General features: G+C 40.8%; 17 protein-coding genes. 6 read left to right on the forward strand and 11 right to left on the reverse strand.

All coding sequences use genetic code 11. The annotated features are described in order from the left end of the window. Window positions 1–31: 31 nt before the first annotated feature. Entirely contained in the window at window positions 32–1,234 is a 1,203-nt protein-coding gene (locus ACN222_RS12060; protein ID WP_010996569.1) for a DUF4336 domain-containing protein, read from the reverse strand. A 157-nt stretch (window positions 1,235–1,391) separates the two neighbouring features. Between ACN222_RS12060 and ACN222_RS12065 the strand changes: the two genes are divergently transcribed. Continuing rightward, window positions 1,392–2,078, forward strand: coding sequence for a hypothetical protein (locus ACN222_RS12065; RefSeq protein ID WP_010996570.1), 687 nt, complete (start codon window positions 1,392–1,394; stop codon window positions 2,076–2,078). 69 nt (window positions 2,079–2,147) lie between these two features. Here the strand turns inward: ACN222_RS12065 and ACN222_RS12070 are convergent, their stop codons facing one another. The 3 genes from ACN222_RS12070 to ACN222_RS12080 all read right to left on the reverse strand — a co-directional run bounded on the left by ACN222_RS12070 (window position 2,148) and on the right by ACN222_RS12080 (window position 5,553). After that, the gene (locus ACN222_RS12070) at window positions 2,148–2,909 is read right to left on the reverse strand and encodes a hypothetical protein (protein ID WP_010996571.1); all 762 of its coding nucleotides are present in this window, start codon (window positions 2,907–2,909) and stop codon (window positions 2,148–2,150) included. Between the two features lie 655 nt (window positions 2,910–3,564). After that, the gene (locus tag ACN222_RS12075) at window positions 3,565–4,563 is read right to left on the reverse strand and encodes a GGDEF domain-containing protein (protein WP_010996572.1); all 999 of its coding nucleotides are present in this window, start codon (window positions 4,561–4,563) and stop codon (window positions 3,565–3,567) included. 789 nt (window positions 4,564–5,352) lie between these two features. Then, window positions 5,353–5,553, reverse strand: a complete 201-nt coding sequence (locus tag ACN222_RS12080) for a heavy-metal-associated domain-containing protein (RefSeq protein ID WP_010996573.1) — start codon at window positions 5,551–5,553, stop codon at window positions 5,353–5,355. A gap of 359 nt (window positions 5,554–5,912) precedes the next feature. On the opposite strand from ACN222_RS12080, the gene alaS reads away from it, so the two are divergent. Next, window positions 5,913–8,555, forward strand: a complete 2,643-nt coding sequence (alaS, locus tag ACN222_RS12085) for an alanine--tRNA ligase (RefSeq protein ID WP_010996574.1) — start codon at window positions 5,913–5,915, stop codon at window positions 8,553–8,555. A gap of 317 nt (window positions 8,556–8,872) precedes the next feature. Here the strand turns inward: alaS and ACN222_RS12090 are convergent, their stop codons facing one another. From ACN222_RS12090 to ACN222_RS12120, 7 genes are all read right to left on the reverse strand, one after another. After that, the gene (locus ACN222_RS12090) at window positions 8,873–9,322 is read right to left on the reverse strand and encodes an HNH endonuclease (protein ID WP_010996575.1); all 450 of its coding nucleotides are present in this window, start codon (window positions 9,320–9,322) and stop codon (window positions 8,873–8,875) included. A 16-nt stretch (window positions 9,323–9,338) separates the two neighbouring features. Continuing rightward, window positions 9,339–9,605 (reverse strand): hypothetical protein, encoded by a 267-nt coding sequence (locus tag ACN222_RS12095; RefSeq protein WP_010996576.1) that lies wholly within the window; start codon window positions 9,603–9,605, stop codon window positions 9,339–9,341. A gap of 256 nt (window positions 9,606–9,861) precedes the next feature. Further along, entirely contained in the window at window positions 9,862–10,278 is a 417-nt protein-coding gene (locus ACN222_RS12100; protein ID WP_010996577.1) for a putative toxin-antitoxin system toxin component, PIN family, read from the reverse strand. Next, a complete protein-coding gene (gene vap15 / locus ACN222_RS12105; protein WP_010996578.1) occupies window positions 10,244–10,639 on the reverse strand; it encodes a type II toxin-antitoxin system VapB15 family antitoxin in 396 nt (131 codons plus the stop codon). Before vap15 ends, ACN222_RS12100 begins: the two co-directional genes overlap by 35 nt. A 31-nt stretch (window positions 10,640–10,670) precedes the next feature. Continuing rightward, complete coding sequence (locus ACN222_RS12110) at window positions 10,671–13,094, reverse strand: tetratricopeptide repeat protein (RefSeq protein WP_231865540.1); 2,424 nt, start codon at window positions 13,092–13,094, stop codon at window positions 10,671–10,673. A 47-nt stretch (window positions 13,095–13,141) separates the two neighbouring features. Further along, the gene (locus ACN222_RS12115) at window positions 13,142–13,576 is read right to left on the reverse strand and encodes a hypothetical protein (protein ID WP_010996580.1); all 435 of its coding nucleotides are present in this window, start codon (window positions 13,574–13,576) and stop codon (window positions 13,142–13,144) included. 407 nt (window positions 13,577–13,983) lie between these two features. Beyond that, window positions 13,984–14,751, reverse strand: a complete 768-nt coding sequence (locus ACN222_RS12120) for a D-Ala-D-Ala carboxypeptidase family metallohydrolase (protein WP_010996581.1) — start codon at window positions 14,749–14,751, stop codon at window positions 13,984–13,986. A gap of 561 nt (window positions 14,752–15,312) precedes the next feature. Here ACN222_RS12120 and ACN222_RS12125 point away from each other — a divergent pair. From ACN222_RS12125 to ACN222_RS12140, 4 genes are all read left to right on the forward strand, one after another. Continuing rightward, entirely contained in the window at window positions 15,313–15,801 is a 489-nt protein-coding gene (locus ACN222_RS12125) for a hypothetical protein (RefSeq protein WP_044521360.1), read from the forward strand. Between the two features lie 38 nt (window positions 15,802–15,839). After that, the gene (locus ACN222_RS12130) at window positions 15,840–16,076 is read left to right on the forward strand and encodes a DUF6737 family protein (protein ID WP_010996583.1); all 237 of its coding nucleotides are present in this window, start codon (window positions 15,840–15,842) and stop codon (window positions 16,074–16,076) included. A 345-nt stretch (window positions 16,077–16,421) separates the two neighbouring features. After that, complete coding sequence (locus tag ACN222_RS12135; protein ID WP_010996584.1) at window positions 16,422–21,305, forward strand: response regulator; 4,884 nt, start codon at window positions 16,422–16,424, stop codon at window positions 21,303–21,305. Between the two features lie 112 nt (window positions 21,306–21,417). Then, a complete protein-coding gene (locus ACN222_RS12140) occupies window positions 21,418–21,801 on the forward strand; it encodes a response regulator (protein WP_010996585.1) in 384 nt (127 codons plus the stop codon). Window positions 21,802–21,825 lie beyond the last annotated feature (24 nt).

The following is a 21,825-nucleotide window of genomic DNA, read 5'->3' on the forward strand; positions in this document are numbered from 1 at the left end:
CGTTGCGTAGCAAAGGCTATTGCGAATTGGTTTAAACTTTCTCTCTCGGTGGTGTGGCAATGCCTTGTTTCAATAAATTTGCTTCCAGCTCTTTGATGAATTGCAAATCTTCTACCAACAGAGCCTGATTGTCGCTGTCAACAGAGTTCTTTTCTAAGAAAGTGAAAGCCTGGCGAAATTGTGCAGGACTGGTGATAAATGGTGAGTCAAAGTGACAGGAAATAATCTGTTGAAAATTCCACTGTGCTATTGTATCAGCCCAGTTGAGAACTTTTTTTGGGGCTTGGGGCAGAATCAGCACTTGTAAAATCGGGGCGACAAAAGGCCGTCCATTGGCAGATAAGGCAGCAAAGGACTGTTGCCAATTTTCTTGCCAGCGAAAGGGGAAAAAACCAAAGTATGCTTTGGCAGAATGATCGGGTGCTTTGAGTGCATCGCGCCACATCTGCCCCCATTCAGTTAATCCCAGGGCGCTGGGGCGAAAGTAAATAGCAAATAGGGAAATACGCTGCCATCCTTGACGACGATTAGCTGGGTTATCTTCAATGACTTGTCGTGCGTTATCCCTGGCGTGAAATAGTAAGGGGTACGGTTCTAATTCCAAGATGGCGGGTGGTTCTGCTGGCACAGAAAGAACCGCATCGGTAACAAGTAGAGTATGCGATCGCCTATGTAAAAATGCTACCTCAACAAAAGAACCTCGTCCCAGATTAATATCCAATACTGCATAATCAAACTCATCCGCAAAAGGCGTTTGACTAGAGTCTTCTGGTAGTACTTGAGTCCGGTTTTGAGGAAATCCCAGCCAACTCAGTGGTAAGTTAAATGGGAAACTCCACTGATGGGGGGCAACAAATACCTGTGCTTGGGGAAACTTGCGAGCGAAGGGGCCGACAAATATTTTATGTTCTAGACCAGAACTGGTAGGTAGAATTATGTACTTAACTTCACCATGTTGGGCAACTAACTCATTAACCAGTCGGACACATTCCTTAGTTGGGGCGACTGGTGCATAAATTAGCAAACCACCTGCATTTAGCTTGATTACAGTCATCCTAATCGGCACTACGGTGTAGAGAATGCCTTGAACTTGGTCAAATGTCCAAATAGTATCTTTAACTACTTCCCGGCAAAGTGTGCGCCTTCTACCGTAGGGATAAAGCGGTAAAGTAGGCCAAAACGGCCATGACCAATCTTGGGAATTATTTTTGTGGGACTGTACTTGTGGATTCATCTTTTAGTCAATAGTCAGTAGTCAGTGGTCAATAGTCAGTGGTTTTCTTCTCCCCTGCTTCCCCTGCACCCCCTGCGTCTTCTATTCCTCCAGTCTCTCTTATGGAGCGTTGATCCATATAATGAAGAAAAGTTAATTTGTACTTAAAAAAGTAAATATGAGTCAGACTGCTTTAAATCTAGTTGCAATCTCTGTTTTTCTCATAACTATGTCGGCTTTATTGGGGCCGTTAATTAACTTGTCACCGGCAATCCCCGCGATCGCTACCTTCACAATTTTAGGTATAGCAACTTTTGATAGTTTTAGCTTGCAAGGCAAAGGCGGGACTATCCTCTTGGATTGGATTGCGGGGTTTTCACCACAACACCGCGATCGCATTATTCACCACGAGGCTGGACACTTTTTGGTGGCATACCTCTTGGGTGTTCCTGTTACTGGTTACACTCTCAGCGCTTGGGAAGCGTGGAGGCAAGGGCTACCTGGCCAAGGTGGTGTTACTTTTGATGATGTTGAATTAATGTCTCAAGTACAACAAGGTAAAATCAGCAATCAGGTATTGGAACGCTACTGCACTATTTGTATGGCAGGAATCGCTGCGGAAACTTTGGTTTTTGAGCGTGCTGAAGGTGGAATTGATGATAAAAGCAAATTAGCAACTATCTTTAAAGTTTTGGGTTTTTCTGAGTCAGTTTGTCAACAAAAACAACGCTTTCATGTCCTCCAAGCCAAAACTTTACTACAGAATAACTGGGCGAGTTACGAAGCTTTAGTCCAAGCCATACGTCAAAAATCAGCGATCGCCGATTGTCAAACAGCGATCGCTAATGCTCCAGTGGAGACTTGAAGAAAGGCAAATACAAGCAGACAGAACCGAGTGATCAAACCTACTTAATTATCGACAGTAAAATTTCTCCTACCCATGATCTTTTATAGAAGAAGTAATTTCTTGTATATCTCCTATGTGCATTCTTTCATGCTCAATCCAAATTGAACTCCTTAACTGGTGATAACAACAATCCATGAAATAGCTGAACCAAGTTACAATCCCTAAGAATTTTAAGCCTTCTTCAATTGTGTAATGTAAGAACATACTTTCTGGTGTAGCGATATCAACGATAGTTGATATTGCAAAGAACAAAAGAGCTAAAAGTAAAATCTTGTAATTAGTTATTTTAAAGATAGACTTAAAACGGTATAAATACATACCCATTAAAATGGCATAAATAATAAAAAATACTGTCTCAAAGAAATTTTGAACTCTTCTAGGATTTTCCCAAGCCTGCAAATCTACAAAGGGATGAAAATAATATTCGTGAATCTGAAATAAGTCATCAAGAAGGATGAACAAAGTCAGAAATCCGGAGAATAAGAGGAAATCTGACCATTTTTTTGACCTCACAAGCTTATTTTTACTTAAAAAGCTAGCAGTAAATATAGAAATTGCTGCCGATGCACACCAAAAAAGTATGCCTAACATAGAAATCATGCCGGCGTAGGGAGGTAGCTTGCCAATTTCGTTGGGATCTGCAACCAATGTATAAAAGGGAATGCCATTTAGCTTAAATACAATCTGCATGAAGAGAAGAAAAACAGTCGCAGGTAAGACTACTGTGATTATCAGCGATCGCATATTTTTAAATAATCCTAAATTTACCGTGTCCGATTGTTTTGCCATCAAAAAATTACTCCTTTTGATAGATACGAATTTGATAATTTAGATAGATGAAGTTTGTTTTAGTGGTCAGGTGTTAGTGGTTGGTGAGATGTAAAAACCACGCAAAAGGAAGGTGTCAAAGCAGATCCAAAAAAAATTGACAGATGAAAGGCGATCGCCTAATAAACTCTTTTTTTTAGATTCGTTTACCTAGAGTATAGAAAAGGTGGACGTACAATATTTAGGTTAACTCTAGATTAACCAATGAATAACAAAATTTTAAAAAAATGTTCTAAATTTTACTAAATGCTGTTATTTCGTCAGTGGAGTTAATCACATGAGAAAGAATCAGGGTTTTGCTATATAGATGTGTAAATCTTCAAAACCCTTACAACTAATTCAATTGCAGCGTCTCCTAGCTGAGGAATTATACAAATGAATTGTTAGAGATTTACATCCGTTTGAGATGAAGCTTTTAGAGTCTTCTATACGTGAATAATTGCTGCTTTAACAAAAACGGTTACAGACTTATTTATACGCTTACTAATTCATGTAGTCTTAACAAGATGAAGCGAATAAAAAGTACTACTTGTTGACATTGACAGCCAACTAATTTACGCTACAGCTTCACATATCATCAGTGCGTTTTTTAAACGTAGCGGTAGGCAGAACACTATCAAGAAACGGCTTCTAGAGATGAAAATTTAGATAATTGATGCTCCCCGATAACTTGGTTACGTCCAGATGCTTTAGCTGCTAGTAGGCATTGATCAGCGCGATGTAACAGGCTATTTCCCTGTTCATCATCATCTGTTTCCAGACAGGCTACACCCAAGCTAATAGTGACACTAATCATGAGTTTACTATTGATACTAAACTGCTGTTCACCTACTATCCGATTGAGGCGATCCGCCACGATCATTGCCTCTTCACCAGTGGTATTAGCCAGAATAACGACAAACTCCTCACCACCATAACGGAACGGCGTATCTTGAGAGCGTAAATTATGGCGTAGCCGAGTACACAACGACTGCAACAGGCGATCGCCAATTAAGTGTCCATACTGATCATTGACTTTCTTAAAATAATCCACATCTAGAATCACCAAACTCAAAGGAAGATTTTGACTACGAGCTTTGGTAATCTGTCTGGGTAAATCCCATTCCAACGCGCGGCGATTGTTCAATTCTGTCAAAGAATCAGCTAAGGCGATCGCTGATAAGATATGGTTTTTTTGCAGCAAATCGCGGTACTTCTGCGCTTTACGCAAACCAACTGTGAATTGACCTAACATCAGATTGTGAGTTGCCATTACTTCCGTCGGCAGTTGCCAAATATAAGCATCTGCACCTTGGTGAAGTGCTGTGGCAGTCATCTCAAACTCCCATTCCCAGCCGTTTTGACTTCGCTGTGCTAGTTGTTGAGGACGGTCTTCCACGAGAATACAGTGTATATACGATAGCTGAGTTTGTTCTTTCAACCAGCTGCACAATTCTAAACTACCCTTGAGGCTTGCCTGTACAAATATGACATCGGGTGATGCAGTTTGGATCTGCGATGCGGCCTGATGAAAATCCGTAATCACTACTAACTTATCAGTAGCTCTTTTATGGATCTGATCGGGAAGTTTTGTGAGAAAGTCATAACTTCCAAAGACCAGAATTGTCATAGTCATGGCTGTATTTTTTGCCTTTTTTCTAGCTAATAATTACTGATATTCTGCCGATTCATGAATATATTGTCTCTGGAAACAAGAGACCCTTACATATACTGATATAGTCTTAACTCTAAATATAATATTACCCAGTAATTTTAATGTCATCTTAATACATTACTTAAGATAGATGAAAACCATATAAAGATGGACTATTGTTACCTATCTCTAGTTTTTATATTTTATTCTTTAAACAGTAAAAATACTGAAAATTTTATATTATAGCCACACAATCACTGTATTTACTCAGGTATTTAGAGCCTAAGAATATTAATTGAATTTTTGATTTTCAATTTATTTCTTGTGATTTAAGATTTTTTTATAATTTATTAATTAATAATTATAAATATTTTATATTTCGAGGAATTAAGTATAGATAACTACTCAAAATGACTATATTTTATGCTAGCTACCCAATATTTCCATGTAATATTACTTAGCAAATAGGTCTTTATGAGGTATTTACTCAAATATATGTTACTTACATCTTTAGGTATATATACGCTGCACAAAAGGATTTTTTGAGAAAAATGTGTGAGATATCCTTTTTTAAAAGACTATTTTGTGTAGAATTTAGCAGTTATTGATAATATCATTTGCAAAAGGAACAAAAAGTATTAGATATTAATTTCACTTAAGCTCAATATCAAGTGTTATTTGCTATTGCAATCCATAGATATAAAGATGAAAGTAAACATTACCTAAATGCAGTGATATCAACTTTATATCTTGGTAAAAATATGAGAATTATTAATAGCCTTCTATCGTATAACCGGTAGCCACAATTACCTGTTTAATAGACTCCTCAGAAGCTTTAGAGTCTACAGTGACTGTTTTCTCTTTAACATCTACCCTCACTAGAGCATCTGGCTCCATCACATGAATAGACTCAGTAATTTTTACTGCACAGCCATCACAGGCAATACCAGGAACATTAAGTTTTAGAGACATGACTGACCTCGGTATGTACTTTGAATTCAACTTATCTAAGCAAATGGTCAATACTCATCTGACTAAAGATAGGTAGTTGAGAAAATACATACATAGAAATACAGAAAAAATGCGGAGGTAAGTCTACCTACAAAGGACACTGGCAGCAAAAGCTAACAAAATGCAAAAATATATAAAGCTACTTATGAAAATACACTTAGTAGACCCAAGTCCCAAGGCTGCTGACTCTTAGCATAGTCATCCTACCTTGAGGCATACTTTTTATGTATTGGGAACTGGGGAATGGGATAAAAGAAATAGTACTAATCCCTAATCCCCATTCCCTAGTCCCCCATTAAACTACTTTTTCCTTTCCTCCCATGTCTTCAAACCCGCAGCACCTGAGTGGTAACGAAATTCGCACCCGATTCCTTGACTTCTATGCCCAAAGGGGACACCAAATTTTGGCTAGTGCTTCCCTTGTGCCGGAAGATCCAACCGTGCTGCTGACGATCGCGGGGATGCTACCATTTAAGCCAATATTCCTGGGGCAGCGCACACCAGAATTTAAACGGGCGACGACTTCGCAAAAGTGCATCCGTACTAACGATATCGAGAATGTAGGACGCACCAAACGACATCAAACCTTCTTTGAAATGCTGGGTAACTTCAGCTTTGGTGACTATTTTAAAGAACAAGCGATCGCCTGGGGCTGGGAAATCTCCACAGAAGTTTTTGGCTTACCCAAGGAACGCTTAGTAGTCAGCGTCTTTGAGGAAGATGATGAAGCCTACGCAATTTGGCGCGATCAAATTGGTGTCACGGAAGCCAGAATCAAGCGCATGGGTGCAGATGATAATTTCTGGGTATCTGGCCCCACTGGCCCTTGTGGCCCTTGTTCGGAGATTTATTACGACTTCCACCCAGAAAGGGGCGACGACAATATAGATTTAGAAGACGATACCCGGTTTATCGAGTTTTATAACTTGGTATTCATGCAATACAACCGGGATGCGTCGGGTAATTTAACACCATTGCAAAACAAAAATATTGATACCGGGATGGGTTTGGAGAGAATCACCCAAATCCTGCAACGAGTACCGAATAATTACGAAACTGACTTAATTTTCCCGATTATCGAGACAGCAGCCAAAATTGCTGGCATTGACTACCATAGCAGCGATGAGAGTACTAAAGTTTCCCTCAAGGTAATTGGTGATCATGTCCGTTCCGTTGTCCACATGATTGCTGATGAAATCCGCGCCTCCAATGTGGGACGGGGTTATGTGTTGCGGCGTTTAATTCGGCGGGTGGTGCGTCATGGACGATTGATTGGGATTAGCGGGGAGTTTATCAACCAAGTAGCCGAAACTGCGATCGCTCTTTCCGAATCAGCATACCCCAACGTCCGCCAACGGGAAACCGTCATTAAAGCAGAACTGGAACGGGAAGAAGCTAATTTCCTTAAAACCCTTGATAGAGGGGAGAAACTCCTAGCGGAAATCATCGCTGAGGTGAAAAAACAAGGTAAAACCGTGATTAGTGGTAAAGATGCTTTCACTCTCTACGATACCCACGGTTTCCCCCTCGAACTCACCCAAGAAATTGCTGAAGAAAATAACCTGACAGTTGATGTTGAGGGATTCCAAAAACAAATGGAAATCCAACAACAAGGAGGCCGAGGCGCCCACGAAACCATCGATTTAACGGTGCAAGGTTCCCTCGACAAATTAGCAGAACACATCCACGCTACCGAGTTCATCGGTTATAGCCAAGCTACAGCAACGGCGAAAGTGGAAGTTTTGTTAGTCGATGGTGTTGTTCAAGAAGAAGCAGAAGCGGGAACAGAAGTACAGATTGTCCTTGACGAAACCCCATTTTATGCAGAATCCGGGGGACAAATCGGCGATCGCGGTTATATCTCCGGTGATGGTATCGTTGTTCAGGTGGAAGATGTCAAAAAAGAATCTGATTTCTTCGTGCATTTCGGACGCATCGAACGCGGAACCCTGCGCGTAGGCGATAACGTCACCGCCCAAATAGACCGCGCTGGTCGTCGTCGCGCCCAAGCTAACCATACTGCAACCCATCTATTACAAGCAGCCTTAAAGACCATCGTTGATGGTGGCATATCGCAAGCCGGTTCTCTCGTCTCTTTCGACAGATTGCGCTTTGACTTCAACTCTCCCCGTGGCTTGACAGTAGAGGAAATCCAACAAGTTGAAGAACAAATCAACACCTGGATTGCTGAAGCCCACTCAGCCAAAATCGAACTATTACCTTTAGCTGAGGCGAAAGCTAGAGGGGCGGTAGCGATGTTTGGGGAAAAATACGGTGATGAAGTCCGAGTCATAGATTTCCCTGGTGTATCTATGGAATTATGCGGTGGTACGCACGTAAGTAATACTGCGGAGATTGGCGTATTTAAGATTATTTCTGAAGCGGGTGTTGCGTCTGGTGTGCGGCGGATTGAAGCCGTTTCCGGCCTGGCTGTGCTGGATTACTTAAATGTGCGAGATAAAGTAGTTAAAGATTTAAGCGATCGCTTTAAAGTCAAACCCGAAGAACTACCAGAGAGAATCACCACTCTGCAAAATGAACTGAGAACTACAGAGAAGCAACTAGAAACCCTGAAGGGACAATTGGCGATCGCCAAATCCGACAGCCTACTACAAACAGCAGACACTTGCGGGGACTATAAAATCATAGTTGCCCAATTGGAAGGCGTAGACCCCGAATCCTTGAAAAGTGCAGCCGAACGCCTACTACAAAAAATCGGTAACGGTGCAGTGGTCTTGGGTTCCGTTCCCGAAGCCGACAAAGTTAGCTTAGTTGCAGCCTTCAGCCCAGAAGTTAACAAAAAAGGCTTACAGGCGGGTAAATTCATTGGGGCGATCGCCAAAATTTGCGGCGGCGGCGGCGGCGGTAGACCAAACCTCGCCCAAGCCGGCGGACGCGATGCGAGTAAACTACCAGCAGCCCTGGAACAAGCCCAGAGTGAGTTAAAATCGGCCTTAGGTTAGGGCGTGAGAAATTAAGTTATGAGGGGTGTACTTGCAAAACCACCCTCATAACCCACGGAGAAAAACTACAGGCTTTTTTAGTTGTGAAAGACACTCAATTGTCTTGTTGCAATTTTGTACTTGAGCATCATTTCTCATGACTTAACTTGAGTTCGACGGAACCTAACCCCAACCCCTTCCCTACAAGGGAAGGCTGCTCAAAATCTATAACTGAGTACCAAATAATGAAGGTTTTAAGCCTCTCCCCGCGTCGGGGAGAGGTTTGGAGAGGGGTTCTTCCCAATTTATCGAACTCACGTTAACTTAATATTGAATGCTTAACTTATTTCTTCGATTGGATCTTCTGGCGGAGGATAGCGGTTAACTACTTTGTCAGCCGCACGAATATTCACAATTCTTTCTCGGTTTAAATTTAGCGCCGCTATTGTTGCTTTGCCAGTCGGTGTTAACCCATTAATTTTTAGTTTATCGGCAGACCAAATAAAATGCTCACTCCAGAGGCTTTGTCTTGGATTAAATAATGGAACTTCTAAACCAGATTCAGGATCTAAAGCTGTGGTTTTGGCTGACTTTCTACGGTTGCAATGAAAACAAGCTAAAGCCAAATTCTCTATAGTATCTTCACCGTTTTGACTTAAGGGAATAATATGATCCACCGTAAATAATACATACTGCCATTTTTCAGAGGCGTGGCAATATTCACATAATTCAGAGGCTCGTTGACGTATTTGTTGCTGAATTGCATCGGAAATTTTACGACTAGCCACATTTATATAATGCTGGTTATTGGGGGTTTTGTAAAAGATTGCGAGCTATGCGATTGAGAAAACTCAGGTAGTCGTCAATTTCTTCGTAGCTATCTAGTTCTTGTTCTTCTTCGGATGTGAGTGGAGAAATTAGTTGTTTGGCTAGTAAAACTTCAATGCGGTTTTGGACAATATTAGAAGCTCTAAATATAGGTATTCCCGCTTGTAACTCAATGCTGATTACACCCTCTAAAGGTAAGTTAGCTGGTAGATTGTGAAGCTTTGGCAGCAATGGAGTTGTCATAGTTAATTCTATGAAATGTTGTGATTGATTATAGCTCAATACGGTTTAGTTAAGAGAATAGTAGGTTGGGTGTAGCGATAGCGTAACCCAACAAAGTCTTGAGAATGTTGGGTTCCGTTCCTCCACCCAACCTACACAATTCTAAATTGTTAGTAAATCTTGAATCTGGTTCATTTGTTTACTACAAAACACAAAGGTTGACTAAACTCAACAATCACAATGTAAAATGAAACCTAACATTTTCGTAGCTTCATTTTTATAATTTCAATAATAGTTGTTGGTAGGTAACAATTTCAGTATTTTCAAATCTTTCAATCATTAATAAATCTTGATCACCAGTAACTAAAAAATTAGCATTACTATCTTTTGCTAATGCTAAGAGATAATTATCTTTCGGATCTCGACAAATAGATACTTCTGTTGTAATTATTATAAATAAACCAATAGCCTGCAAAATTTGAATTAATTCATCAACTTTGTTGCGCGGAAAATATTTTTGTAACTTAGGACGTTGAGTTACTATGATAATTTCCTGTAATATTTCCTCAGAAATCACTACTTGGACTGTTTCTTCAACTAAAAGATTCTTTAATTCTTTCAATCCCTTACCAATCAGAAAGCTAATCCAAAGATTAGTATCAATAATTATCTTGATTGCTTTGTTTTCTGGCATAAATTTGAGAACGGACGTTTTCTACTTCCTCTGTAATTTCCTCTAAAGATAATTCATCAGTTTGAAATGTTTCTAGTAACTGGCTTAACTTCTTATTCAATGTTTCTTTTTCTAGCTCTTTGCTGAGTAAAAGCTTTTCTGAATCAGACAGTTGTTTAACTAGAGTAAGAATTTGCTCAAATGTCAAGGGTAGTTGATAGGTATTTTGTAACATAGTGTCAAAGATTCTTTTATTTCTAATTATATGTTTATAGCTTTCTTTTTTGTCTTTATATTTACAATATCGCACTCCATTCGCTGCATGAAACAAAATCACCGCCGAAACCAAGAGCGAACCCAACGCCACAAGCGACGCAACCATGCCCAAAAACCACAAACAGAAGATATCAGTTTTATCTTCTAAATTGGGAACTGATTGAAGGCCATAAAAATAGCAGAATCAACCATACAAGGGCAAAGGGAAAGGCTATCAGCCCAAAAATGAAACACAAAATAAACTGAAACCAACCACGTTGAGCGAATTTTATTAATGATTTTAGCCACTGAGGATAAGGCATAGCTTCAAAAGGAAGCTGAAGTTCTTGGAAAATCGACTCGGCTTGATGCCAGACTGCAAATGCTTCTCGAATTTTGCCACACCGATAATAAGCATTGCTCAAATTCATTAAGGATGTACCTACGCCATTGCGATCGCCTATGTCCCTTTTAATTTCCAAAGACTGCTGGAACAACTCAATCGCCCGTTGGTACTTTCCCAGGGAGGAGTAAGCAGTACCTAAATTGTTTAAGGATGTACCTACGCCATTGCGATCGCCTATGTCCCTTTTGATTTCCAAAGACTGCTGGTGGAACTCAATCGCCTGTTGGTACTTTCCCAGAGAGTAGTAAGCATTGCCTAAATTGTTTAAAGATCTACCTACACCATTGCAATCACCTATATCCCTTGATATTTCCAAAGACTGCTGGTGGAACTCAATCGCCCGTTGGTACTCTCCCAGGAAGTAGTAAGTATTGCCTAAATTGTTTAAGGATATACTTACGCCATTGCGATCACCCATGTCCCTAAAGATTTCCAAAGACTGCTGGCGGAACTCAATTGCCCGTTGGTACTCTCCCAAGGAATGGTAAGCATTGCCTAAACCAATTAAGGAATTACCTACGCCATTGCGATCGCCTATATCTCTCGATATTTCCAAAGACTGCTGGAACAACTCAATCGCCCGTTGGTACTCTCCCACGGAGTTGTAAGCATTGCCTAAACCCATTAAGGAACCACCTACGCCATTGCGATCGCCTATATCTCTTGATATTTCCAAAGACTGCTGGAACAACTCAATCGCCCGTTGGTACTCTCCCACGGAGTTGTAAGTATTGCCTAAACCGATTAAGGAATTACTTACGCCGTTGCGATCGCCTATATCCCTAAATATTTCCAAAGACTGCTGGAACAACTCAATCGCCCGTTGGTACTCTCCCAGGTAACGGTAAGCATTGCCTAATGCAGTGAGAGAAGCCCCATAATTCCAATTTTCTCGCTCACCAATTTCTTTCCATTTACTGATTAACTGACCATATAATTCTACTTTGTCTACGAAAAAACCGCACAGGCCTAAAAACTTACTACAGACTCGAATGTTATCAAAGGCAGAGTCATAATCTTGCAACTGATAAAAGTGATCAAATATTTCCAAATATTCTCTAACATCGTCTTTTGTTGTCCAAGGTGGTTGTTTAGCAACTGAGCGATAATAATCAATGGCTCGTTGATGCGCCTCACTCTGATCGCCGGCTTTATACCGCACATACTCCAACACCACAGGCTGAAACTCAAATCGCCGCTTACCATTGAGTTTTTCTACCAACAAAGAACGCTTAACAATATTCCTTAATTCTTTCTCAATCTCTGCTGCTGAATTTCCTGGCAACATAGCCACGGCTGCTGCACTGTCAACCGCACCACGATACACACTAATATTCAGCAATAACGCCTTTTGTAACTCACTCAATCTATGAAAACTGGCATCCAACACCAACACCATCCCCACATTTTCCCGGCGATGCACACCTACCACTTGAGAATCTGTCAACAACTGCTGCAAATTCCCTAAGCCTAAATCTGCTAATCTACTTAAATCCGGGTCTTGGGGGTATTCTTCCTTTAATAAATCTGCTACTAATCTCAACAATAGGGGATGTCCATCGACTAATTCCACAAACTCCCCTAAATTTCCTTTAATGCCCAATGCGGTTAACAGTGCTACCCCTTCATCTACTTGTAAACCTTTCAGGGTTAACCACTCAAAGCCTTTTAATTCTGGTCTTTCCCTGGTGGTGACTAGCACCTTACTATTACCACCAGATTCGATCCATGCTTGGAAAAAGTCGCCGTAAAATAAACTTCCCCACTGTCTATCAGGTTGTAATACACTTTCCAGGTTGTCAATAATCAGTAAAAATTGCCCAGAACGTAAACACCTAACCAACGCCTCCACTAACTGCGTTTCTTGTTCTGGTACATAAAAGCCAAATTCTGTTAATACTTGTCTGGCTAAATCGCTAAAACTTGCACCATTACTGACATCAGCCCAAAACCGCTTGGGAAAATCTGCTATTTCGTCATAAATCTTCGTCGCCAGCGTTGATTTACCTGTACCACCGATGCCTTCTATACCGATTAAAAAGGTATTATCATCAGTTAACCATTGCTGTATTTGAGCGTATTCTTTTGTTCGTCCTTGCCAGTAAGCCAAACTTTTACCGGGATTCCCCGCTTTGAGAACCCCCGGCGATTCCGTCTTGGTACTGCTTTCTATCAACTCGACTATTTTTTGCTGTGCAGTACCATAAACAGCAATATAGTTAGTTACTTTGGGCTGTTGATATTCTTGGTAAAGTCATATTTTGGCTGATTAACATCACCTGCTGTATTTATCTGTATAGCGTCATTGTAAGCTTGAGCATTGAGATTAACTGAGCTATTATCAGATTTTGTTACTTGCAAAATCTTGGCTATTTCCTCAGCCAGTGTTGTATCAGCATCCAAAATCTTCTTGAGTTGCACTTGCAAAACAGTTTGGAAACTTTTGTCCTCTGGATTCTCTGCTAAATCTCCAGCCGCTTCTTTGGCGGCTTCCTTCGCCTCTACTTTAGGATGTAACTTACCCCAAATAGCCTTGGCTTTATCCCAACCATCTGCACCAGCTTGTTGATATGCACCTTCGGCAACTTTACTACCCACATTCAGCAGAGATGGCAGATAGGGTGCAAGAAATGTAACGATTGAGGCGATATCTATCATTGTGAGAACTTATACAATACGTTTGTAACTGTTAGGTAGGATCTTAGCGTATTTACTTAGGTGTGAAAAGTAATGTAGCAGTTTGTAGTTGAGTCAAATACAGACCTAACCCCCAGCCCCTTCCCTACAAGGGAAGGGGAGTAATACTCAAAGCCTCTCTCCTTGTAGGAGAGAGGTTTGGAGAGAGGTCAGAGTGCATTGCATACAAACGATAGGCGCTATATGTAGCAGCTTATTGTTGTACTTACAAAGTAAAAATATTAGTCTAATCTATTACTAGTATTAGGGCATAAGGTGCGATATTTTTAACCCCTTTCCAACACGGGAAGGGGTTATGTTTTATGTATCTCACCTTTACTTAGTGCGATCGCACCTACTTAGAGGCTATCCTTTGACAATGGAACTGATTAAGGATAATCAAAAACCACACGACCGCCTGGCCGCCAGTCGCAATGGATGAAACCTCGGTGCATTCCTCTACCTAGTCCTGTACAGTCAGAAGCACGGCAAATTTGTAAGAGTTTGCCAAAATTACCATCTACAGGAGCAATATCCAAAGCTAGACCGTTAATATGCTGCGAAAAACGAGCGCCACCTATGCGACGATTCACAGCAGATGTACGATAGGCGGAATTAATGGAAATTGGGCTATCGTATTTATCTCGAATTTTGCCAAAGCCTCTGGCTGCTTTGATAATGTTGTTAATAATTGTTTTCGATTCGGGATTTCTTTGGGGGTCACATCCCTTAGTGATTTCTCCCCAAGTTAAGGGAATACCCGCCACCACCAATTCATTTTCGTAAACTGTTTCTCCAGTCACCAACCTTAAGGAACGTCCAGTTTTAGTTCCTAATGTTGATGCAGGTAAAGGTGTGAGTATTCGAGTTTGTTCTTCATTAGTTTGATGGTCTTCGGCAATCTCTAGTAATGTAGCCGCAGTAGTCGGCCCCAATAAATCAGGGGAATCTAGCCAAACGCTCTCTTTAAATTCTGCAAATGCTTTTTGGGTGAGATTACCAGCAATGCCGTCAACACTACCTTTATAAAGTCCCTTCTTATTCAGTAGGGTTTGAATTTCTTTGATAATATCAGTATCAGCTTCGCTAATCTTAACAGTACTATTACTGGCTTGAAATTTCTCTAAGCTAGAAAATTCTACGGTAGATTCTGCCATGAATACATCTCCTTGGGTAATGAATCGAAGTATTACTGCTTCAGAGTTTTTCTCTTGCTGTTTAATGTGGTGATAAAGAACTACAATTCCCTCGGTCAAATTTCCAATAAGACAAGATTACTCATTGGAAAAAGTCATACAAAGCCATGTAGGCGGGTATAGCTGCGCTTAGGGTAGTAGTAGGAGTTGAGCAGCGTATTGAATAAATAAGCCTTAGTCCCTTTATATACTAGTAGTTTTGACTAGTCATCTAGTATAACTCTGTAAAATAAAATCGCAAATAATTAGTAAAAATGATACCAGGTTTAATTATTTTATTGATATATGAATGAACATCAGAACTTAGGAAAATAACTGATTTTCCAGGCATCTGTCACCTTATTTCTACAAATGGGTATTATCTAATTCAGTTATATTTAGAATAATGATATTGTGATAAATAGTACATTAGTAGCTAAAACACATAATTATTTCCTGATTTTGTATTAAAATTTATTAATAGAAATTGTCGATATCAACTCAAAAGCTGTGACTAGTACACACGTCATCAAGGACATCTGCATGAAAAGAATTATCTGGTATCCCCTGATGAGTGCTTTACTAATAGGAGTACATGGACAAGGAATGTCTCCAGCAAGTGCAGGGAACACTCAAAGTACTGCCAAGCAAATTCACAAGGAACTAGTTCAACCACAATTGCTAGCTAGACTTCATAAAACTAATACTGTCAATGTCAGTCAGACTGCTAAAGAAATTGATGAAAAAACAGCTCGTAGCTTAGTCTGGAATCTTCCACAGGTACAACGCAAAGCTAGAACAATTCAGAGACTATCAAGAGGTGCTATCAAGGTAGATGCGATCGTTGATGGTTTACCTACCCCTGATGATCCTCACTACAAAGTTCGCATCTATGAAGACCAGCCAGACCATAATACAACCATTTATTGGTTTCGTGTGTCTAAAACTGGTGTAATAGAAGCTCTAGATGTTATAGAAAATCAGTATATCTCTTTAGAAGCATGGACAGAGCAATTAAGACGAAGACGCTAATATTAATTGAAAATTCAAACTAGAACAAAATATAACTTATGTCTGAGCAAAAAACCCTCAATCCCTGGAATTATAAACCTTGGTGGTGTCAACCTTGGTCAATTTTACTCACAGGTTTAAGTTTAATTGGTGGTAGCTGGTTACTGTTAAAAATTATCTGGGTAACTGTAATTGTTGCTATCCCTGTATTAGTTTGGATGGGATTTTTTTTGTTGATTTGGCCGCCACTAATGATTCGCAGTGGAGTTTTAGAATCTGATGAGTTGGATTCTTAATACAACAGTATTGCCAAATCGACTTTTTGCGATTTGCTACTGAATAATTTATTCCTAAAGATTGATAAATATTTATATTAGTTAATTAAACTTAATCTTTATAAGAGTTATGAACTAAGATAGTTTTAAGTACAAGAATTTTATTAATTTGGGTTTAAAGGATTTCCAAGTAAAAAAATATTTTATTGGGATTGTTGACCGTTGACGGTTCACAGTTCACAGTTAACAGTCAACGGTCAACAACTTTCAACGGAATAATTTCTTTTTTGGAGTTCCCTAATCCAGAAGATTTCTTTCCTAATCTATTAAGTCTATTCAATAATTAACGTTAGTAAACTTAATAATATGAAAATTTTAATTGTCGAGGATGACGAGTTAAATGCTTATGCGCTGACAGCCGTTCTCACGAATCAGAATTATGCAGTTGAAGTGGGATCTGATGGTATTACCGCTTGGGAATTAATCCAAACTTACGATTATGATTTGATTCTTTTGGATGTGATGCTACCCAGATTGGATGGGATTAGCCTTTGTCGGCAAATACGCTCAAGTGGTCGGCAGATGCCAATTTTATTATTAACTGGTTGTGATAGTAGTCATGAGAAGGCGATTGGGTTAGATGCAGGCGCAGATGATTATGTAGTTAAACCGTTTGATGAAGAAGAATTAGTGGCGCGTGTGCGGGCTTTGTTGCGTCGGGGTGTTACAACGGCACAGCCAATTCTAGAATGGGGCAATTTGCAGCTTGACCCCAGTAGTTGTGAAGTCAGATACAATCAAAATTTACTATCACTAACTCCCAAGGAATATGCACTTTTGGAGTTATTTTTGCGTCACAGCCGCCGAGTGTTTAGCTGTAGCATGATTTTAGAACATATATGGTCTTATGAAGACACTCCAGGGGAAGAAGCGGTACGCACCCATATAAAGGGCTTGCGGATGAAGTTGCGTAACGCGGGAGCGCCTGGTGATTTAGTAGAAACAGTCTATGGAATTGGTTATCGCCTCAAAGCACAGGAAGAAGAACAAGGAAGCAAGGAGGAGGTAAAACAGCCTACTTCAAAAGGCAAATCTCAGCAGCAAACACTAACTGCAATAGCTGGTATTTGGCAAAAGTTTTACGTGCGGGTAGATGAGCAAGTTAAGGTATTGGAACAAGCGGCGATGACTTTTGAGCGATCGCAAATGATCACGCTTACCCAAGAAGCTTTAAACTCAGAATTATACTCACAGGCAATACGAGAAGCCCACACATTAGCCGGCTCACTGGGGACTTTTGGTTTACCTGAAGGGTCGAAGTTAGCCAGGAAAATTGAGCAACTATTGAAATCTGGTAAGAGATTAACGCCAACTGAGATTCAGAGTTTGCAAAATTGGGTCAAGTTATTAAGGCAAGAGGTTGCAGCACATGAACCGCAAGCAGCATCACCAGAAACAACTTCAGCAGCTATTCTCCAGCCACAACCTCCTCAAGCAGAAGCAAAAGTCTTAGCAGTAGACGACGACCCGCAAATTCTTGCCATACTGCAAACATTACTTCATCCTTGGGGATTACAAGTAATTACCTTAGATGATCCGCGTCAATTCTGGGAAACCTTAAGAGATGTGAATCCAGACCTGTTAATTCTAGATGTAGAGATGCCTTATACCAATGGTATAGAACTCTGCCAGGTGGTGAGAAATGACCCCCAATGGAGTGAATTGCCCATACTCTTCCTGACGGTTCACAAAGATGGGGAAATTGTCAATCAGGTATTTAGTGTTGGTGCTGACGACTTTGTTAGCAAACCCATTGTCGGGCCTGAACTAGTAACGCGAATTATCAATCGGTTAGAACGGGTGAAATTACTACGTAGGGTGAGTGAGAGTAGGGGTGTAGGGGAAAAAATTTCTCCTCCATCCCCTAGCTTCACAGATTGGCGCACTATTTTCAACGCTGAACCAGAATGCGTGATGATAGTGGCTACTGATGGTACTTTATTGGATATCAATCCAGCCGGTGTGGCAGCGATAGAAGCAGATAGTGTTGGCGCAGTGATTGGTAAGCGGGTGTATTCGTTGGTAGTTCCTGAATGTCAGCAGGCGTTTCGCCAGCTCAATGAAAGCGTTTGTCAAGGAAAACAGGGAACACTGGAATTTGAAATTATCACTTGTCGTGGTAATCGTCGTTGGATGGCGACTCACGCTGTACCTGTGCGAAATGAAAAAGATGGTAATTTGGTGCAGTTGTCAATTACAAGGGATGTCACCCAATACAAACAAGCAGAACTGGAAATTAAACGCATTAATCGCACCTTGCAAACTTTAAGTGATTGCAATCAATTAGTAATACGTACTCAAGATGAGAGTGAGTTATTGCAAAAAGTTTGCCAAATTTTAGTGGATGTTGGTAACTATCGATTGGCTTGGGTGGCTTTTGCAGAAAATGATGCTGAAAAAAGCATTCATCCGGTGGCTCAAGCTGGTTATGAAGAAGGATATCTGCAATCTCTCAATCTTACTTGGGCAGATACAGTCCGGGGTCAAGGGCCGACAGGAACGGCAATTCGCACCGGAAAAACTGCCATTATTCAAAATATTTTGACTGATCCTAGATTTGAAATTTGGCGCTGTCAAGCTAATAATCGGGGTTACGCATCGTCCATTTCTTTACCTTTAATGAATAATGGTCAAGCTTTTGGTGCCTTGAACATCTACGCTGCGGAAGCGAATGCTTTTGATAGTGATGAAGTGAAACTTTTAGAGGAACTGACAGCAGATGTGGCTTATGGCATAGTAGCATTACGCAATCGGCGCGATCGCCAAATAGCCGAAGCAGCACTACGAGAAAGTCAAGAACGTCTTTCCCTGACCCTAGAAGCAGTCAACTTAGGCATTTGGGACTGGAATATAACTACTAACCAAATTATCTGGTCTGAAGGCCACGCCCGATTATTTGGCATAGAATCAGGGAAATTTGATGGGACTTATGAAGCCTTTCAAGCTTGTATCTATCCTGAAGATAGGGGAGGCTTGGCAGAGGTAATCAATTCTGCTCGCCAGCAAAAAACCGACTATAGTCATGAATTTCGCATCATTTCGCCAGATGGTAATATTCATTGGATTGAAGGAACAGGCAAACTCTACTACAACGAAATGGGCGAAGCCGTGCGGATGTTGGGTATAGTCAGAGATATTACTTCCCGCAAGCAAATAGAAGCAACTCTGCAAAAAATCAATAACGAACTAGAGTTGAGAGTAGCAGAACGGACTGCTGAGTTAGTCAACGTCAATCGACAATTGCAGTCAGAACTTGACGAACGCCAGCGTATAGAGGAAGCACTACGCATATCACAAGTGCGACTGGCACGCATTTTAGATATTGCTGATGATGCCATTATTTCTATTAACGGTAACCAACAAATCACTTTATTTAATCAAGGTGCAGAGAAAATTTTTGGCTACTCTGCCGAGGAAATTATCGGACAGCGCCTGGATACACTTATACCCCAGCGTTTCACTCAGACGCATCGTCAGCACGTAGCTGATTTTGGGCAGGCTCCCAGCTTGGCGCGGCGCATGGGAGAACGGCGAGAGATATTTGGTTGTCGTCAAGATGGAACAGAATTCCCGGCTGAGGCTTCTATCTCCAAATTTCAACTAGATAAAGAAGTATTTTATACTGTAATTTTACGTGATGTTACAGAAAGAAAACAAATTGAACGGATGAAAGATGAGTTTGTTTCTGTTGTCAGTCATGAACTCCGCACCCCCTTAACTTCTATTCATGGTTCCTTAGGAATGCTAGCTAGTGGTTTATTATCAGCCGACTCAGAACAGGGAAAACGTTTGTTGGAAATTGCCACTGACAGTACAGAACGCCTAGTACGTTTGATTAACGACATATTAGATATAGAACGCATCGAATCAGGTAGGGTGAAAATGGAGCGAGAAAGTTGCGACCTGAGCGACTTGATTGAGTCCGCAGTTAGTATTATGCAGCCTTTAGCTAATAAAGCTGGAGTGAAATTATCTGTTTCCAGTCCATCAATTCAATTATGGGTTGATCCAGACCGGATTGTGCAGACATTAACTAATCTGTTGAGTAATGCGATTAAATTCTCGACGGCGGAGAAAACAGTGTGGTTAGTAGCACAACACTACGGCGATGAACTATTGCTGACGGTGAAGGATAACGGACGCGGTATTCCCGCCGACAAACTTGATAGTATTTTCGAGCGATTTCAACAGGTAGATTCTTCCGATTCACGCAACCATGACGGTACTGGTTTGGGTTTAGCTATTTGCCAAAGTATTATACAGCAGCATGGCGGACGCATCTGGGCAGAAAGTGTCTTGGGTGAAGGTAGTAATTTTTACTTTACTTTACCAATTTTACCCATATCCCAAAATTCAGAACTTCCCGACTCTCTCCCCCATCACCCCTTATCCCCAGAGGAGTCTCCACCTTCCCTAATCTCCAGTACTCACTCCCCCCTAGTTTTAGTTTGTGACGATGATCCACTCATCCGCACAGAACTACAGTCACTATTAGAACAAGGGGGATATCGAGTATTCACAGTGGCTACTGGACAAGAAGCGATCGCCTCAGCATCAACTCAACATCCAGATGTGATTGTACTAGATTTGCTCATGCCGGGGATGAATGGTTGGGAAACAATGGCTATGTTGAAGGAAAGTACAGAAACCAAACATATCCCGATTGTGATTTGCAGTGTCTACAAACCAACAAGCAATCACCAACCTAGCCGCGATTTTGTTGATTGGGTGAGTAAGCCAGTCCAAGAAAGCTATCTGTTACATTCTCTCAGACAAGCAATAGCCAAATCTTCCCACCGAGTCCGCATTCTTATTGTTGAAGATGATGCAGATTTAGCTGAACTGTTTGTTACCCTGTTTGAAAGACATGATATTGAAACCTTCTCAGCCAAAACAGGACGGGAAGCCATCCACCTCAGTCAAGAAGTAAATCCTGACTTACTCATTCTTGATTTAATTTTGCCAGAAACCGACGGATTTGCTGTTGTAGATTGGCTACAGAAGCACCAGCGCCTATGTAATATCCCTGTAGTGGTTTACTCGGCTAAAGACTTGGATGAATCAGAACGTAAACGCCTCAAGCTAGGACATACAGAATTTTTAACCAAAGGCCGTGTCACAACCAAAGAGTTTGAACAACGGGTAATCGAACTACTTCAGCGAATTACACCGACTAATGTTAGGGATTAGGGATTAGGGATTGGGGATTGGGGACTGGGGATTGGGGATTGGGGATGAAGGGGAAATCACTAATGACTAATGACTAATGACTAATGACTAATAACTAATAACTAACTTAACTATGAACAACAAACGAATTTTAGTTGTCGATAACGAGCAGTATATTCAAGAAGTTGCCAAAATTTGCTTGGAAACAGTTGCGGGTTGGGAAGTTGTCACAGCCAGTTCAGGACAAGAAGGCATAAATAAAGCCGAGACTTACCAACCAGATGCAATTTTACTAGATGTGATGATGCCGGACATGGATGGAATCGCTACATTTGAGAAACTGCAAGCCAATTCCGTCACCAAAGAAATACCAGTAATCTTATTAACCGCCAAAATCCAAGCCTCTGACCGTCGCCGTTACTCCCAATTGGGAATGGTGAGTGCGATCGCTAAACCCTTCAATCCGCTAGAATTAGCTGGTCAAGTAGCTACTGCCCTTGGTTGGAATTTAGCCTAAAGTACTGATATCCAATTTTTACAA

Origin of the sequence: Anabaena sp. FACHB-595 (genome assembly GCF_048568275.1) — a bacterium.
In the GTDB taxonomy this organism is placed as follows: Bacteria; Cyanobacteriota; Cyanobacteriia; order Cyanobacteriales; family Nostocaceae; genus Trichormus.

Excerpts from the sequence above, each read along its gene's own strand:
- ACN222_RS12060 (WP_010996569.1), bottom strand. The coding sequence starts at position 1,234 with ATGAATCCACAAGTACAGTCCCACAAAAATAATTCCCAAGATTGGTCA.
- ACN222_RS12065 (WP_010996570.1), top strand. The coding sequence starts at position 1,392 with ATGAGTCAGACTGCTTTAAATCTAGTTGCAATCTCTGTTTTTCTCATA.
- ACN222_RS12070 (WP_010996571.1), bottom strand. The coding sequence starts at position 2,909 with ATGGCAAAACAATCGGACACGGTAAATTTAGGATTATTTAAAAATATG.
- ACN222_RS12075 (WP_010996572.1), bottom strand. The coding sequence starts at position 4,563 with ATGACTATGACAATTCTGGTCTTTGGAAGTTATGACTTTCTCACAAAA.
- ACN222_RS12080 (WP_010996573.1), bottom strand. The coding sequence starts at position 5,553 with ATGTCTCTAAAACTTAATGTTCCTGGTATTGCCTGTGATGGCTGTGCA.
- alaS (WP_010996574.1), top strand. The coding sequence starts at position 5,913 with ATGTCTTCAAACCCGCAGCACCTGAGTGGTAACGAAATTCGCACCCGA.
- ACN222_RS12095 (WP_010996576.1), bottom strand. The coding sequence starts at position 9,605 with ATGACAACTCCATTGCTGCCAAAGCTTCACAATCTACCAGCTAACTTA.
- ACN222_RS12100 (WP_010996577.1), bottom strand. The coding sequence starts at position 10,278 with ATGCCAGAAAACAAAGCAATCAAGATAATTATTGATACTAATCTTTGG.
- vap15 (WP_010996578.1), bottom strand. The coding sequence starts at position 10,639 with ATGGTTGCGTCGCTTGTGGCGTTGGGTTCGCTCTTGGTTTCGGCGGTG.
- ACN222_RS12115 (WP_010996580.1), bottom strand. The coding sequence starts at position 13,576 with ATGATAGATATCGCCTCAATCGTTACATTTCTTGCACCCTATCTGCCA.
- ACN222_RS12120 (WP_010996581.1), bottom strand. The coding sequence starts at position 14,751 with ATGGCAGAATCTACCGTAGAATTTTCTAGCTTAGAGAAATTTCAAGCC.
- ACN222_RS12125 (WP_044521360.1), top strand. The coding sequence starts at position 15,313 with ATGAAAAGAATTATCTGGTATCCCCTGATGAGTGCTTTACTAATAGGA.
- ACN222_RS12130 (WP_010996583.1), top strand. The coding sequence starts at position 15,840 with ATGTCTGAGCAAAAAACCCTCAATCCCTGGAATTATAAACCTTGGTGG.
- ACN222_RS12135 (WP_010996584.1), top strand. The coding sequence starts at position 16,422 with ATGAAAATTTTAATTGTCGAGGATGACGAGTTAAATGCTTATGCGCTG.
- ACN222_RS12140 (WP_010996585.1), top strand. The coding sequence starts at position 21,418 with ATGAACAACAAACGAATTTTAGTTGTCGATAACGAGCAGTATATTCAA.